16 protein-coding genes are annotated in these 15,262 nt (G+C 72.7%); 11 read left to right on the top strand and 5 right to left on the bottom strand.

Annotated elements, in window-relative coordinates; genetic code table 11:
* Positions 1–26 precede the first annotated feature (26 nt).
* The gene (locus ACH443_RS01885; protein WP_430589315.1) at positions 27–1,319 is read left to right on the top strand and encodes an ABC transporter substrate-binding protein; all 1,293 of its coding nucleotides are present in this window, start codon (positions 27–29) and stop codon (positions 1,317–1,319) included.
* Positions 1,320–1,341: 22 nt separating this feature from the next.
* On the opposite strand, the gene def is transcribed toward ACH443_RS01885, so the two are convergent.
* The gene (gene def, locus ACH443_RS01880; protein ID WP_430589314.1) at positions 1,342–2,028 is read right to left on the bottom strand and encodes a peptide deformylase; all 687 of its coding nucleotides are present in this window, start codon (positions 2,026–2,028) and stop codon (positions 1,342–1,344) included.
* A 158-nt stretch (positions 2,029–2,186) separates the two neighbouring features.
* On the opposite strand from def, the gene ACH443_RS01875 reads away from it, so the two are divergent.
* Both ACH443_RS01875 and ACH443_RS01870 read left to right on the top strand, forming a co-directional pair.
* Positions 2,187–2,924, top strand: a complete 738-nt coding sequence (locus ACH443_RS01875; RefSeq protein ID WP_429765854.1) for an ABC transporter ATP-binding protein — start codon at positions 2,187–2,189, stop codon at positions 2,922–2,924.
* Positions 2,921–4,330, top strand: a complete 1,410-nt coding sequence (locus ACH443_RS01870; protein WP_430589313.1) for an FtsX-like permease family protein — start codon at positions 2,921–2,923, stop codon at positions 4,328–4,330. Before ACH443_RS01875 ends, ACH443_RS01870 begins: the two co-directional genes overlap by 4 nt.
* A gap of 9 nt (positions 4,331–4,339) precedes the next feature.
* On the opposite strand, the gene ACH443_RS01865 is transcribed toward ACH443_RS01870, so the two are convergent.
* Together ACH443_RS01865 and ACH443_RS01860 are read right to left on the bottom strand one after the other, a co-directional pair.
* Positions 4,340–4,651 carry a DUF3467 domain-containing protein gene (locus ACH443_RS01865; RefSeq protein WP_429765858.1) on the bottom strand — a complete coding sequence of 104 codons (312 nt, stop codon included), beginning with the start codon at positions 4,649–4,651 and terminating at the stop codon, positions 4,340–4,342.
* Entirely contained in the window at positions 4,633–5,865 is a 1,233-nt protein-coding gene (locus tag ACH443_RS01860; protein WP_430589312.1) for a benzoate/H(+) symporter BenE family transporter, read from the bottom strand. The genes ACH443_RS01865 and ACH443_RS01860 overlap by 19 nt, the downstream gene beginning before the upstream one ends.
* A gap of 58 nt (positions 5,866–5,923) precedes the next feature.
* Between ACH443_RS01860 and ACH443_RS01855 the strand changes: the two genes are divergently transcribed.
* From ACH443_RS01855 to ACH443_RS01845, 3 genes are all read left to right on the top strand, one after another.
* Entirely contained in the window at positions 5,924–6,463 is a 540-nt protein-coding gene (locus ACH443_RS01855) for a helix-turn-helix domain-containing protein (protein WP_430589311.1), read from the top strand.
* 104 nt (positions 6,464–6,567) lie between these two features.
* A complete protein-coding gene (locus tag ACH443_RS01850) occupies positions 6,568–7,713 on the top strand; it encodes a mandelate racemase/muconate lactonizing enzyme family protein (protein ID WP_430556481.1) in 1,146 nt (381 codons plus the stop codon).
* 54 nt (positions 7,714–7,767) lie between these two features.
* On the top strand, positions 7,768–8,478 hold the full coding sequence (locus tag ACH443_RS01845) for a FadR/GntR family transcriptional regulator (protein WP_430589310.1): 711 nt from the start codon (positions 7,768–7,770) through the stop codon (positions 8,476–8,478).
* Between the two features lie 8 nt (positions 8,479–8,486).
* Here ACH443_RS01845 and ACH443_RS01840 read toward each other — a convergent pair whose 3' ends face one another.
* Positions 8,487–8,993, bottom strand: coding sequence for a GNAT family N-acetyltransferase (locus ACH443_RS01840; RefSeq protein WP_430589309.1), 507 nt, complete (start codon positions 8,991–8,993; stop codon positions 8,487–8,489).
* Positions 8,994–9,040: 47 nt separating this feature from the next.
* On the opposite strand from ACH443_RS01840, the gene ACH443_RS01835 reads away from it, so the two are divergent.
* From ACH443_RS01835 to ACH443_RS01815, 5 genes are all read left to right on the top strand, one after another.
* A complete protein-coding gene (locus tag ACH443_RS01835; protein WP_430589308.1) occupies positions 9,041–9,619 on the top strand; it encodes a helix-turn-helix domain-containing protein in 579 nt (192 codons plus the stop codon).
* Between the two features lie 165 nt (positions 9,620–9,784).
* Positions 9,785–11,110, top strand: a complete 1,326-nt coding sequence (locus tag ACH443_RS01830) for an extracellular solute-binding protein (RefSeq protein WP_430589307.1) — start codon at positions 9,785–9,787, stop codon at positions 11,108–11,110.
* Positions 11,107–12,042, top strand: coding sequence for a carbohydrate ABC transporter permease (locus tag ACH443_RS01825; RefSeq protein ID WP_430556477.1), 936 nt, complete (start codon positions 11,107–11,109; stop codon positions 12,040–12,042). The genes ACH443_RS01830 and ACH443_RS01825 overlap by 4 nt, the downstream gene beginning before the upstream one ends.
* Entirely contained in the window at positions 12,039–12,905 is an 867-nt protein-coding gene (locus ACH443_RS01820; RefSeq protein WP_430556476.1) for a carbohydrate ABC transporter permease, read from the top strand. The genes ACH443_RS01825 and ACH443_RS01820 overlap by 4 nt, the downstream gene beginning before the upstream one ends.
* A gap of 5 nt (positions 12,906–12,910) precedes the next feature.
* Entirely contained in the window at positions 12,911–14,146 is a 1,236-nt protein-coding gene (locus tag ACH443_RS01815) for an enolase C-terminal domain-like protein (protein ID WP_430556475.1), read from the top strand.
* A gap of 33 nt (positions 14,147–14,179) precedes the next feature.
* Here ACH443_RS01815 and ACH443_RS01810 read toward each other — a convergent pair whose 3' ends face one another.
* Complete coding sequence (locus tag ACH443_RS01810; RefSeq protein WP_430556474.1) at positions 14,180–15,238, bottom strand: hypothetical protein; 1,059 nt, start codon at positions 15,236–15,238, stop codon at positions 14,180–14,182.
* Positions 15,239–15,262 lie beyond the last annotated feature (24 nt).

Raw genomic sequence — 15,262 nt, 5'->3', positions numbered from 1 at the left:
CGGCACATGTGTGCAAGGAGGCCCTCATGTCCACGAGAAAGCTCCGACGCCCCGGCGTCGCGTTCCTCGCCGTCGGCGCCGTCGCCGCGCTCGGCGCCTGCAGCGGCGGCGACGCCTCGGGCGGCGACGGTGAGGACGTCACCCTCACCTTCGCGTGGTGGGGCGACGCGTCGCGCGCCGAGCGGTACGAGAAGGCGATCGACCTGTACGAGGAGAAGAACCCGCACGTCACCGTCCAGTCGTCGTACGCGTCGTTCGCCGACTACTGGACCTCCCGGAACACGGAGGCCGCGAGCGGCAGCCTGCCGGACGTGTTCCAGATGGACGTGACCTATCTGTCGCAGTACGGCAGCAGCGGCCAGATCGCGCCCCTCGACGAGTTCACGCAGGACGGCACGATCGACATCTCCACGTTCCCCGAGACGGTCATGCCGGCCGCCAAGGTGGACGGGAAGATCGTCGGCATCCCGACCAGCACGGGCGGCATCGCGACCTTCTTCAACACCGGGCTGCTCGGGGACCTGGGCGTGGACGTGCCCACCGGCGACCTGACGTGGGACGAGTACGACGCGGTCCTGTCGCAGGTCGGCAAGGCCGGCGCGGACGCCGACCCGCAGGTGAGCGGCTCGGTGCAGTACACCCAGATCTGGACGGTGTTCGAGATCTGGCTCGCGCAGCAGGGCAAGGCGCTGTTCACCGCCGACGGGGCGCTCGGCTTCACCGAGGCGGACCTCGCGACCTGGTGGGAGCGAGCGACGCCCCTGTTCGAGGACGGCGGGTTCATCGACCCCAAGCGGGCCGAGCAGCTCAACGGCGCGGACCCCCTCGGCTCAGGCATCACGGCCAGCGAGCTGAGCTTCTACAACTTCCTCGTCCGCTTCTCGGAGGGCAGCGCGGCCGGCGACTTCGCGATGACGCTCCCCCCGGCCGACGACGCGAGCAACCGCGGGCTCTACCTCAAGCCGTCGCTGGAGCTGTCGATGTCGGCGAGCAGCGAGCACCCGCAGGAGGCGGCGAAGTTCATCGACTTCATCGCCAACGACCCCGCCGTGAGCAAGGAGTTCGGCCTGTCGCGCGGTGCGCCCATCTCGCAGCCGGCGCTCGACGCGCTCGAGCCGGAGGGGCTCGACAAGGAGATCCTCGACTACTGGACGCAGCTGTCCGAGGTGGCCGGCGACACTCCCCCGCCGCCGCCCGAGGGCGCCGGCGCCGTGGAGGTCGAGTTCACCCGCATCGCGCAGGACATCGGGTTCGGCAGCACGAGCCTGGACGACGGCGTCAAGGAGTTCTTCTCCATCGCCCCGGGGATGCTGGGCTGAGCGACCGCCCGCGGACGGTCGCTCAGCGGCCGCCCGCGGGCTTCTCCGGGTACTCGGCGGGTCGCTTGCCCAGCTCGACGGCGAGCTCGTGCCGGCCGGCGAGGATGTCCGGGCGCTCCTCGTCGCGCTGGCGCAGGGCGTCGGCCTGCAGGTCGGGCGACAGGTGGTCCCAGTACAGGGTGCCGTCCAGGTGCTGCGCCTCGTGGATGAAGGCGCGTGCCAGGAACCCGCGGCCCGACAGCTGCACAGGGCCGCCGTGCTGGTCCACGCCCCGCACGGTGGCGGCGCCGGGCCGCTCCAGCGGCTCGTACGCGCCGGGCACGGACAGGCAGCCCTCGTCCTCGGTCTCGGGGTCGGCGTCCGCGTCCACCTCGAGCACCGGGTTGACCACGTGCCCCACGTGCCGGTCGCCGCGCTCGTCCGTGACGTCGTACACGAACAGCCGGAGCCCGACGCCGACCTGCGGCGCCGCCAGCCCCACGCCCTCGGCGTTCTCCATCGTGGCGAACATGTCGTCGATCAGGCGCGCGAGCTCCGGGGTGGAGAACTCCTCGACCGTCGCCGCCGGCGCGTGCAGCACGGGCTCGCCGATCTCGGTGATCCGCAGCACGCGGCCGCGCGCCGCCTCCGGCGCCTGGGCCGGGTACGGGTCGGCCGGCTCCCCCAGCAGGTACGTGGTGGGCCGACGTCGACCGAAGCTCCAAGCCATGGGACAGAGCCTAGGCGAGGGCGGCAGGGCCGGGCCCCCCACCGCCTGACCTCCGGGGTCCCCCGGAGGCGCGTCATACCCCAGGGGGACCCCGGTCCGGGAGGAATCCGCTCATGGTCCGACGCGGCCGGCGGCCCGCCGCGGGCACCGTAGGTGTCATGACACCTCTGCTGAGCGCGCGTGGCCTGACGATGCAGTACCCCGGCGGGGTCACGCCCGCCCTGGACGGCGTGGACCTCGACATCGCCGCGGGCGAGTCGGTGGCGATCATGGGCGCGTCCGGCTCCGGCAAGACGACGCTGCTGCACTGCCTCGCGGGCATCCTGCGGCCGACCGCCGGGTCGGTGACCTTCGCGTCGGGGCAGGGGCTGGTGCGGGTCGAGTCGCTGGACGACGCGGCCCGGTCGCGACTGCGGCGCGAGGAGCTCGGCTTCGTGTTCCAGCAGGGCCTGCTGCTCGACGAGCTCACGGCGCTCGAGAACGTGGCCGTGGCCCGGATGCTCGGCGGGGTGCCGCGCGGCCAGGCCGAGGCGGAGGCCGCGCAGTGGCTGCAGTACCTGGGCCTCGCGGGCCTGGAGCAGCGGCGCCTCGGCGAGCTGTCGGGCGGCCAGGCGCAGCGCGTCGCGATCGCGCGCGCCCAGGTGACGGGCGCCCGGCTGATCTTCGCCGACGAGCCCACCGGCGCCCTGGACTCCGCCACGTCCGTCGAGGTGCTCGACCTGCTGCTCTCCGCCACCGCGCAGGGCCGCACGCTCGTCGTCGTCACGCACGACGCCGACGTCGCGCGCCGCTGCGCCCGCACCGTCGTCCTGCGCGACGGCCGCGTCGTCTCCGACACGGCGGCCCCGGCCGCCACCTCGGGCACCCCCGCGCCCGCCGCCGAGGTGTCGCGATGACCGCCACCGCCCCGGCACCCGCGCCGACCGCCGTGCCGGGCGCGCGGCCGACCGGAGCCCTCGCGACGGCCGTCCACCTCGCCCCGCTGTTCCGGCGGCGACGCGACGACGACCGCCTGGCCACCGCGCTGCCCGTGGCGAGCTTCGCCGTGGTCACGGCCCTGCTGCTCGTGGTGCTGGGCGGTGCGCAGGCCTTCTTCGGCTGGGACGACGAGCTCGCCTCCACCTACGAGACGCTCGCCGTCATCGCCGTCGTGCTGCTCCTCGTGCCGCTCGCCACGGTGGGCGCGTCCGCCGCCCGCCTCGCCGCCCGACGGCGCGACGAGCGGCTCGCGTCCCTGCGCCTGCTCGGCGCGACCACCGGCACGATCACCGCGCTCACCGTGCTCGAGGCGGCGGTGACGGCGCTGGCCGGCGCCGTCCTCGGCGTCGTGCTCTACGCGGTCCTCGCGCCGCTCGTGGGGCTGCTGCACTTCCGCGGCGAGGCGCTCGGCGCGCAGATGTGGGTGCCCTGGTGGTGGCTGCCGCTCGCCGTGCTCGGCGTGGCGCTGCTGGCCGCGGCGAGCGCCGTCGTCGGCCTGCGCGCCGTCGTCGTGACGCCGCTGGGCGTGCGGACGCGGCAGAAGGCCGGCACCGCGCACTGGGTTCGCGTCGTGATCGCCGTCGGCGTGCTCCTCGTCGGGCTGGGGCTCATGCAGGTGCTGGGCGTGCTCGGCGAGATGGGCGGCATCGTCGCGATCGTCGGCACGCTCGCGGCGATCTTCGGCGGCATGCTGCTCGCCCTCGACGCCCTGGGCCCGTGGTTCGTGCGCGTGCGGGCGCGGCGCCAGGCGCGCAAGGCGCAGACGGTGCCTCGCCTGCTCGCCGCGCGCATGGTGCTCGAGGACCCGAAGGCGGCGTGGCGGCAGGTCAGCGGCGTGGCGATGACCAGCTTCGTCGGCGTCTTCGGCGCCGTCGGGCTCGCCATGGCGGACATGACGTCGACCGAGGGCATGGACCCCGACGAGCGGTGGCTCATGCAGGACGTCTCCACCGGCGTCCTCGTCACCGTGGCGGTGTCGTTCCTCATGGTCGCGTGCTCGGTGGGCATCAACCAGGCCGCCTCGACGCTCGACCGGGCCGCCGTGCACGTCTCGCTCGACCGGCTCGGCGTGCCGCGCGAGGTGATGAGCGAGGCCGCGCGGCGCGCCGTGATGTCGGCCCTGTGGATGGTGGCCGGCGGCTCGGCGCTCTGCGCGGCCGTGCTGCTGTTCCCGCTGGTCGGGATGGCGATCTTCGTCCAGCCCGTCGCGATCGTCACCGCGCTGGCCGTCTTCGCGCTCGGGTTCCTCGCCGTCCGTGGCGCGGCGGCGCTCAGCGCCCGCCTCGTGCCGGGGATCCTCGCCCGGCCCGAGCGCGCGCTCTGACGTCGCGGGTCAGCCGGCGGAGCCGTCGGTCTTCTTCCCGGTCTCCCGCTCCCAGGCGTCGAGCTGCTGGGTGAGCGCCCGCGCCAGCTCGAACACCTGCTGTGGCGGGATGCGTACCCGGGAGACCACCTTGCCCGGCACCACGCGGCCGGTGACCGCCCCGGTGTCGGGGTCGGTCACCGGCTGCGGCGGCTTGGTGGCGGCGACGAAGTCGATGACGAACGACGTCGACGTGTGCCACAGCGACGCGAAGTCGGCCGGGACACCTCCCTCGAGCTCGGCGGGGACGTCGATCTTGAACTTCACCTCGTTGTTCGCCATGGCCCCCACTGTCGTCCCCCTGCGGCCCGGTCGCCAACAACCCGGCGACGGGCGCGCCGCGGCGGCCGCGCGACGAGCAGCGCCCACACCACCAGCCCGACGACGAGGGCCCAGAAGGCGGACCCGCCGAGCACCACGAGGGGGCTGGCCGCCGTGAGGAACGTGGCCGTCGCGGCGACCCGGTGCGACTCGTCGCGGAGGGCGGCCGCCAGGGCGGTGCCGAGGGTGGTGAGCAGCGCGAGGCCGGCGACCGTCTCGAACACCCCGGCCGGGGACGCCGCGACGAGCGCCGTGACCAGCGGCGACAGGACGGCGAGGACGAGGTAGGCCCACCCGGCGCTCTGCGTCGCGACCCAGCGACGCCGGGGGTCGGGGTGCGCCTCGGCCGACGCCGGCAGCGCCGCCGTGATGGCGGCCAGGTTGACCGCGTGGCCGCCGGCGAACGCCCCCACCATCGTTCCGGCCCCGGTGACCAGCAGCGTCTCGCGCCAGGGGACCGCGTAGCCGAAGGAGGCCAGGACGCTGACCCCGGGCACGTTCTGCGACGCCATCGTCACGACGTACAGCGGGAGGGCGATGCCCACGACGGCGGGCAGCGTGAGCTCGGGCGGCGTCAGCACGAGGCCCGGCGGCCGGAGCCCGAGCGTGGCGTCCCCCGCGGCCACCGCCGCCAGGACGAGGACGACGCCGAGCCCGAAGGCGACGGGCGTGGCCCACCGCGGCGCCAGGCGGGCGAGGACGAGCCACACGACGATCACCGGCCCGACGAGCAGCGGCGCGGCCGCGACGGCGACCAGCGGCTCCAGGCACAGCGAGAGGAGCACCCCCGCGAGCATGGCCTGGGCCACGGGCACGGGGATGGCCGCGACGAGCCGGCCGAGCGCGGGCCACGCCGCGGTGAGCCCGATCAGGGCGCCGCACACGACGAACGCCCCGACGGCGGCGGGCCACCCGCCGTCGACCCCGCCCGCACCCGCGAGGACGGCGGCGCCGGGCGTCGACCACGCCAGGGTCAGGGGCGCGCGGTGGCGGCGGCTGAGCCAGATCATCCCGAGCCCCTGGACGACGCACAGCACGAGGAGGCCGGACGCCGCCTGCTCCGGCGTGGCACCGACCGCCCGCAGGCCCGTGACGACGACCGCGAACGAGCTGGTGAAGCCGACGAGGGCGGCGACGATCCCGACACCGACCGGCTGCGCGAGCGAACGTTCCACGAACGGAACGGTAGGCCCGGGCCGCCGCGTTCCGCAAACAGAACGCTAGGATGACGCCGTGCGATCCGCCGAGCTCTCCGCGCTCATCGGCGAGCGCCTCACCTCCGCCCGCGCCGTCCGGGGGCTCTCCCTCGGGGCCCTCGCCCGTGCCGCCGGGATCGGCAAGGGCTCGCTGTCGGAGATCGAGGGCGGGTCGCGCAACCCGAACCTCGCCACCCTCTACGCCCTCGCCGGAGCCCTCGACGTCCCGATGTCGTGGCTGCTCGCCGAACGCGCGGGGGCCGAGGTGTCCTCCCCCGGCATCCACACCCGGCTGCTGGCCGCCACGCAGGAGGACGAGGTCACGGTGGAGGTCTTCGCGCTGCGGCTCGACCGCGGTCCGATGCACCGCTCGGAGGCGCACGGCGCCCACGTGACCGAGCACCTGCTGGTCACCCGCGGCCGGGCCGAGGTCGGCCCCCTCGACGCCACCGTCGAGCTCGGCGTCGGCGAGTCCCTGCAGTGGACCGCCGACTCCCGGCACGGGTACCGCGCGCTGGGCGGGGCGCCGGCCGAGGCGGTGCTCACCATGTGGTGGCGGCGCCCCCGTCGCGTCTAGTCATACAGGTTTCAGACTTGTATGCTCACTCGGGTCGCCGGGGACGACCCCGGGGACGACCCCGGGCCGGCCGCGACGGCGGCCCGCAGACGCGAAGGAGCGCCATGTCTCACCAGCTGCCCTACCAGCCCGACGCCATCCGGTCCGTGCAGCTCTCGACGCTCACGCTGCCGCTGGCCACCGCCGTCTCCGACGCCAAGGTGTTCACCGGGCGGCAGAAGCCGATGACCGAGGTCGTGTTCCTCGTCGCCGAGATCACCACCGAGCAGGGCCACAAGGGTCTCGGCTTCTCCTACTCCAAGCGCGCGGGCGGGCCGGCCCAGTACGCGCACGCCAAGGAGGTCGCCGACGCGGCGCTCGGCGAGGACCCCAACGACATCGCCAGGCTGTATACGAAGCTGCTGTGGGCGGGAGCGTCCGTGGGCCGCTCCGGCGTCGCGACGCAGGCCCTCGCCGCGATCGACATCGCGCTCTACGACCTCAAGGCCAAGCGCGCGGGCCTGCCGCTGGCCAAGCTGCTCGGCGCGCACCGCGACTCGGTGCGCACCTACAACACCTCCGGCGGCTTCCTGCACGCCGGCATCGACGAGGTGAAGGACCGCGCGTCGCTGTCGCTGGCCGAGGGTATCGGCGGCATCAAGATCAAGGTGGGCCTGCCGGACACCCGCGCCGACCTGGCCCGCGTCGAGGCCGTGCGCGAGCACCTCGGCCCGGACGTCCCGCTCATGGTCGACGCGAACCAGCAGTGGGACCGCACCACCGCGCTGCGCATGGGGCGGCGACTCGAGCCGTACGACCTGGTGTGGATCGAGGAGCCGCTGGACGCCTACGACGCCGAGGGCCACGCCGCCCTCGCCGCCGCCCTGGACACGCCGGTGGCGACCGGCGAGATGCTCGCGTCGGTGGCCGAGCACGAGCGCCTCATCGCCGCCCGGGCCTGCGACATCATCCAGCCCGACGCCCCGCGTGTCGGCGGCATCACGCAGTTCCTCCGCCTGCTCACCCTCGCCGACCAGGCCGGGCTGGACCTCGCGCCCCACTTCGCGATGGAGATCCACCTGCACCTGGCGGCCACGTACCCGCGCGAGCCATGGGTGGAGCACTTCGACTGGCTCGACCCGCTGTTCGAGGAGCGCCTGGAGACGAAGGACGGCCGGATGCTCGTGCCCGACCGCCCGGGGCTCGGCGTGACGCTCACCGAGCAGGCGCGGGCGTGGACCACGGACAGCGTGCTGGTCGGGTCGCGGTGAGGCCCGGTCAGGACGCGCCGGCCGGGGTGCGCCGGATGATGGAAGCATGAGCCCATGCCCCCGACCCTGAGCGGCGCGCTCGTCGCCGCGCTGCGGGCGCGGATCGTCGACGGTGACATCGCCCCCGGCGAGAAGCTGCCCAGCGAGACCGCGCTCGCCGTCGAGCACCAGGTCAGCCGCACCGTCGTGCGCGAGGCGATCGCCCGCCTCAACCTCGAGGGGCTGGTCCACACCCGGCGCGGCAGCGGCAGCTACGCGCTCGCGCCGCCCGCCGGGGACGGCGACGACGTGCCCGTCGCGCGCTCGCTCGAGGACCGGCTCGGCCTGATCGACTTCCGGTTGGGCGTCGAGACGCAGGCGGCCGCCCTCGCCGCGGAGCGCCGCTCGGACGCCCACCTCGACGCGCTCGCCGCCCGCCTGCGCGACCTCGACGGCACCCCGGGGCACCCGGCGACGGCGATGCAGCACGACTTCGCGTTCCACCGGCTCGTCGCGGAGGCGGCGCAGAACCGGTACCTCCTGGACGCCCTGGACCGCCTCGGCCCGCAGATGATCGCGATGCCGCGCGGGCGCCTGGGCTCCTCCGCCGCGCCGTCCGCGGGCACGGGGGACGGCACGCCAGGGCGGTTCGCGACCGTCACGCAGGAGCACCGCGCGATCCTCGACGCCCTGACCGCCCGGGACCCGCTCGCCGCCGCGGCCGCGATGCGCGTGCACCTGGCCGGCTCCCGGCGCCGGCTGCTGGCGGAGTCGGGCGGCCGCTGACCGCGGGCTCAGCCCGCCCGCGTGCCGCCCAGCGGCAGGGCGAGGATCGCCAGGTCCAGCCACCGACCGAACTTGGTGCCGACCTCGGGCAGCCGCCCGACGGGGGCGAACCCGAGCGACTCGTGCAACCGGACGGACGCGGCGTTCCCGGCCTCGATGTCGGCGAGCATGACGTGGTGCCCGGCGGCGCGGGCACGGGCGACGAGCTCGACCAGCAGCGCCCGGCCCAGCCCCCGGCCCTGGTATCCCTCGGCCACGTAGACCGAGTCCTCCACCGTGCGGCGGTAGCCGACCTTGGCGCGCCACTGCGCATAGGTGGCGTACCCGGCGACGGTGCCGTCGTCGTCGGCCACGAGGATCGGGTTGCCGGCCGCCGCCTGGGCGCCGAACCACTCCTCCCGCTCGCCGCGCGGCACCTCGTCGTCCGTCCAGATCGCGGTCGACGTGCGGATGGCCGCGTTGTGGATCTCCAGGAGGGCATCGAGGTCGGAGTGGACGGCGTCGCGGAGGATCATGCGCATATAGTAGCGATCGTGTTCACTATCGTATTCGCGGGCCGCGCGTGACGGACGACCTCGGCGCCGCCCTCGCCCACGCCCTGCAGGCTGCCCGGGCCGACCGCGGGCTGAGCGTCGCCGCGCTCGCCGAGGCGTCGGGCGTCTCGCGCGCGATGATCTCCCGCATCGAGCGCGAGGACGCCCAGCCCACCGCCGCGCTCCTCGGGCGGCTCGCCGCCGCGCTCGGCATGACGCTGTCCGAGCTGGTGGCCCGCGCCGAGGGCGACACGAGGCGGCTGGCCCGGCGGGCGGAGCAGCCGACGTGGACCGATGCGGGGACGGGGTACGTCCGGCGCGCGGTGTCCCCGCCGGCGAGCGCCGCGCTGGAGCTCGTGGAGGTCGAGCTCCCGCCCGGCGCCGAGGTGACCTACCCCGCCGAGTCGTACCGGTTCGTCGACCAGCAGATCTGGGTGCTCGACGGCGCGCTGCGGTTCGTCGAGGGAGAGCAGGTGCACGACCTCGGCCCCGGCGACTGCCTCCAGCTCGGCGCCCCGGCCGACTGCACCTTCGTCAACGCGACGCGGTCGGCGTGCCGCTACCTCGTCGTCCTCGACAAGGTCGCCTCGCCGCGACGACCGCGCTGAGACCGACCCGTTCGCCCCACCCGGCACGACCTGTTCATGCGGGCCCGGTATCAATCGATGCCGAATGAGTTTTGGACAGGTATCGCTGGGCGTTCTTAGGCTGACCGCACCTCGCCCGCCGGAACGGAGGTCGGGTCAGACAGACACTCATGAACGACGGAGATCATGACTAGACAATTCGCAGCCTTCCTGGGCGTCGCGGCTGTGCTGGCGCTCTCCGCTTGTTCCGGCGCGACCGCTGCCGTGCAGGTCGAGCAGGCACCGCCGGACGAGCAGACGTTGGAGATCTGGCAGCGCAAGTCGCCCGGGGGACCGTCCGACAAGATCGGACAGGAGCTCGTCGCGGCGTTCACCGAGGAGACGGGTATCCCCGCGACCATGACGTCGATCTCGGACGAGTTCGAGGTCAAGCTCCAGCAGCGGGCGGTACAGCGCAACCTGCCCGACGTCGTCATCAACGACACGGCCCAGCTCGGTAACCTGCAGAGCCAGGGGCTCCTGCGCCAGATCGACCGGGACGACATCGACGGTGCCGACGACGTCAACGAGCGTGCCTGGGACGGCGCACGGGCTTATGACGGCGACTACTACGGCGTCCCGGTGACCGCGCACACGGTCGCGCTCTTCAACCGCAAGGACTGGCGGGAGAACCTCGGGCTCGACGTGCCCGACGACTGGGACTCCCTCGTCTCGATGTGGCAGGGGTTCGCCGAAGACGATCCCACCGGCACGGGCAAGAACGTGGCCGGGCTCGCGCTGCCGGGAACCACCCAGCGCGGCTACATTTCCTGGAATACGTCGACCTTCTTCTGGTCGGGCGGTGGCGAGTACTTCGAGGAGACCCCGGACGGCTACCGCTCCGCGGTCGCGACCACCGGGTCCGTGCGTGCGGCGACCTGGATCCGGAACCTGGCGTGCCAGGCGGACGTCCTGCAGCCGGGGGCCAGCAGCTACGACACGGGCACCACCAAGGATCTGTTCAAGTCCGGGGGCGCAGGGTCGTTCCTCGTGGCCCCGTACGAGCTCCCGTCCCTCAAGGAAGCGCTGGGGAGCGACCTCGAAGTGATCAAGCCACCTCCCGGTCCGGCGGGACTCGTGACGCTGGCGGAGGGCAACAACGCCTACCTGATGGCGGGCTCACCGAACCAGTCAGCACAGGAAAAGTTCGCCGAGTACCTGATCTCTGCCCAGGGGCAGGAGATGGGCATGGCCGGAGACCGGGACGGCAACCTCGTCCGGCTGCCCGTGAACTCCACCGTCGACATGGCCGACACGCGCGAGGATTCGGACTGGGCGATGTTCCAACAACTCTTCGACGACAACGGTCGCTACGTGCCCGCCGTCCCCAACTGGAACCCGTTCCTCAACGAGTCGGCCAAGACGCTCAACGCGCTCATCAGCGACTGCTCGCTCGACGTCCGTTCCGAGATGGAGGCGCTTGACGACGTCTTCACGGCCGAGCTCGGCCGCCAGGAGGTGCTGGCCCCGTGACCGTCCTGACCCGACCCGAGACGACCGCCCCGCCCAGGGTGCAACTGCCCCGCCGACGCCCGGCGCGTCGCGAGGGGAGGGCGTGGGTCCCGTGGGTGTTCCTGGCCCCCGCCCTCGTGCTCTTCCTTTACTTCAAGTTCATCCCGATGGGCCAGGCCCTCGTCATGAGCTTCCAGGATGTCCAGCCCTACCTCGGCAACTCGTGGGTGGGCACCGACAACTACCGAGCGCTGTTCACCACGGACGAGTTCCTCGCGGCGACCTGGCACACCGCGATCATCGCGTTCTTCCAGATCGCCGGCGCCCTCGTGCTGGGGTTCGCGCTCGCTCTGCTGCTCGAAGGCCAGGCTCGCCGGCTGTGGTTCGTCCGCTCCGCGGCCTTCCTGCCCGTGGTGGTGCCGGTCGCGGTGATCGCCGAACTGTGGCGCATCATCTACTACCCGACCGAGGACGGCCTCGCGAACCAGATCATCGGCTTCTTCTTGATGGAGCCGTCACAGTGGATCAACTCGCCGGACTCGTCGCTGCTGTCCGTGATCGTCGTCGGGATCTGGCGGGACGCCCCGTACAACATGATCATCATCATCGCCGGCCTGGTCGGCGTGGACCGATCGCTTTACGAGGCCTCGGCGCTCGACGGCGCCGGCTGGGTGCGCCGGGTGCGATACGTGACGCTCCCCGCACTACGGCCGGTCATGGTGATCCTCCTGACCCTGGCGGCGATCCGCGCGATGCGGATCTTCACCGAAGTGTTCCTGTTGACCAACGGCGGGCCGAACGGTTCGAGCGAGGTGCTCATGACGTTGGTGTACCAGCTCGGGTTCGAGCGCAATGAGCTGGGAGTGGCGGCCGCGGGTTCGGTAGTGCTCCTGGTAGCGACGATCGTCCTGACGCTGGTGGTGCGCGCCGGTGCGCAGAGGAGGAAGTCATGAATCGCAATCTGGACACCGCCCTCGGGCTCGGGGCGCAGAACCCGCGCTGGCTCCGCGCGCTCACGGCGCTTGCCTGCACCGCGGTCGTGCTGCTCTTCGCGGGGCCGCTGGTCGCACTCCTGGTGGGCGCCTTCTCCGGGTCGCACGACCCGTCGCGCCTCTCGCTGTGGCCGAGCGACTTCACCCTGGAGAACTGGCGAGCCGCCGTGGACCGCGACGTTCTCCGGTACCTCGCCAACTCGCTGATCGTCGTCGGGTTCGGGCTCCTGCTCCAGATGGCGGTGTCGGTGCTTGCTGCGTACTCGCTGGCCCGCAAGAAGTTCCGCGGTGCGGGGATCGTCCTGCTGCTGATCATGGCGACGATGATGCTGCCCGAGGAGATCCTGGCGATCCCGCTCGCCATCGTCCTTTCAGACCTCCCGCTGCTGCACCTCAACATCACGGACTCTCTCCCCGGCATGATCGTGCCGATCGTCGCCTGGGGGTTCGGGATCATCGTGATGATCGAGTTCATGAAGGAGGTTCCACGTGAGCTCGAGGAGGCGGCTCGCCTCGACGGGGCCGGCGAGATCCGGGTGTTCTGGTCGGTGATCCTGCCGAGTGTGACCCCGGCTCTGGGAGTCATCGGGGTGTTCGGCTTCACCATGATCTGGGACCAGTACATGCTGCCGCTGCTCGTTGCCTCGGACCCACAGAACTACACGCTCCCGCTTGCGTTGCGCAGCCTGCGGGCCGACCCGGAGGTCGGGATCGGCATCGTGCTGGTCGCCTCGACCTTGGCGATGCTGCCGTCGATCCTCGCTTTCCTCGGGTTCCAGCGTTCCTTCATGCGCGGGATCTCCTCGGGGGCGATCAAGGGATGACGACCATGGACAGCCGTATCACCGACCTGCGGGTCTACCCGCTGGCGTTCTCGGACCCGCCGCTGCTGAACGCGGCGGGCGTGCACGAGCCGCTGGCCCTGCGCACGATCGTCCGGTTGGAGGCAGGCGGGGTGGTGGCGTGGGGAGAAGGGCGCGGCGACGCGCTGCCTGGCGAGGTCGTCCCTGCGTTGCGTGAGGCTGTGCTCGGCCTCGACGTCTTCGCCACCTCACGGATCGAAGCCGCGGTCGACGCCGTGATGCGCCGGCTCCGCCCGGATCTGGGCACCCAGGCACGGCTGGTGACGTTCGCCCCGGTCGAGGTCGCAGCTCTCGACGCCCAGGGCAAGCTGCTCGGGCGTCCCGTGAGCGAACTCTTGGGCGGCGCCCTGCGCGAACGCGTCGACTACAGCGCCTACCTCTTCTTCAAGTGGGCCGGACACCTGGACGGCGAGCCCGACGAGTGGGGCGAGGCGCTGGATCCCGACGGGATCGTCGGTCAGGCGAAGCTCCTCGTCGACCGCTACGGATTCCGGTCGTTCAAGCTCAAGGCCGGCGCCTTGCACCCCGACATCGAGGTGGAGTCGCTGCGTGCGCTCGCGGACGCGTTCCCCGGCATGCCCCTGCGCATCGACCCCAACGGTGCCTGGACGCACGAGACGGCGCTCGAGGTCGCGCGCCGTACCGAGGGCATGCTCGAGTACCTCGAGGACCCTGTGCTGGGCATCGACGGGATGAGCAGGGTGCATGCGGAGACCGGAGTGCCCCTCGCGACCAACATGTGCGTCGTCGAGACGGCGCATCTGCACCCGGCCATCCGGGCAGACGCGGTGCAGGTCCTGCTCAGCGACCACCACTACTGGGGCGGCCTGCGTCGCACCAAGGAGCTCGCCGCCATCTGCGAGGCGATGGACATCGGGGTGTCGATGCACTCCAACTCGCACCTGGGGATCTCGCTCGCCGCAATGACGCACGTCGCGGCAGCGATCCCCAACCTGAGCCACGCCTGCGACACCCACTTCCCCTGGAACCGCGTCGACGATGTGGTGCCAGAAGGCGGGATCGAGATCGTCGATGGCGCCGTCGAGGTGCCAACGGGCGCGGGGCTCGGCGTCGAGGTGGACCCGGACCGGGTGGCCGAGCTCCACGAGCGGTACGTGGAGTCCGGGCATCGCACGCGCGACGACGGCGGCTACATGCGCCGATGGGACCCGACGTTCACCGACGCACGCCCGCGGTACTGACGGGTCGTCGCGCGTCATGGGCTCCGCTCGGCATCATCGCCGGGCGGGGCCTTCGCCGTGGTGGGACAGCAGAGCCGACGCAGCCGCTGCGAGCCGCGCCGGCGACAGCAGGCCGAGGTGGTAGACGTAGACGTCGTCGAGGTGGGCGAGCCCGGCCGGCCACTCGCACACGATCGAGTCGGGCGTCGCCGGAGGCAGGGCCGAGAGGTAGCCACCGACGCGGCTGCCGGGCAGTTGGTCCCGCAGCATTTCGACAGTGCCGGAATCATCGGTCACCAGGTGACCAGGCAGGACGACGCCGTCGAACGCCGCGACCGAGTCGTCCAGCGCGGCGAACGGCCCGGTCGCCCAAGGGTCCGGCTGGGCATGGACGACGACCCGAGGGACCTGGTCGCACGCTTCCCTCACATCTGCCACGAGCCGAGACCGGGCCTCCTGCCGGGTAGCAAGGACCGCGGCGGCCTGCGTGAGGTGCTCCTCCACGGTGCGATGGTCGCCGGCCTGCTCGGCCGCCAGCCCCGCTCGCACCTCAAGCCGGAGGCGCGCCACGTCGACCGCGTGGTCGTCCAGCAGACCCCGACATGCGTCGCAGAAGCAGACCGACAACAGGTGCTCTGCCGCCGGGGTCCAGTCGGCGCCCTGGGTCTTCTCGTGCCGGCCTAGGTGGCCGACGCCCAACGGGCCCAGGGCCTCGAGCATCAGGCCGTCGACGTCGAAGGACCGGACCACACCGGCGACCAGCCGTCGTGCGTAGTCGCGGACGTCCGGGGCAGCCGGGCACAGCGCGTAGGGGTACCTCTCGCCGAACGCGTTCTGCACCGTCACGTCGGGTGCTCCGGCACCGACGTGCGTGCTGTGGGTGAGCACCACCCATCCCTCGACCCGAAGCCCCGTCGCGCGCGCCGTACGCGCGGCACGGGCAAAGGCGTCCGGGCCGACCCACGGCGTGTCCGTGCGTGGCCTCAATCGGGCGCCCGACCAGAGTCGGTCGTGCAGCGGCACGTAGGAGGCTGCCTCGGCGTCGACGACGGCACGATGCGGATGCAGCGGGGTGGCGGCACGTACGGAGTGGTACGCGGCGGCGATCGCCACGCCATCGGCCCTAGCGTCTCGGAC

The sequence above is a fragment of the Isoptericola sp. NPDC019571 genome, assembly GCF_044389385.1.
Taxonomy (GTDB): domain Bacteria; phylum Actinomycetota; class Actinomycetes; order Actinomycetales; family Cellulomonadaceae; genus Isoptericola; species Isoptericola nanjingensis.
This window is presented reverse-complemented; position numbering and strand designations above follow the sequence as displayed.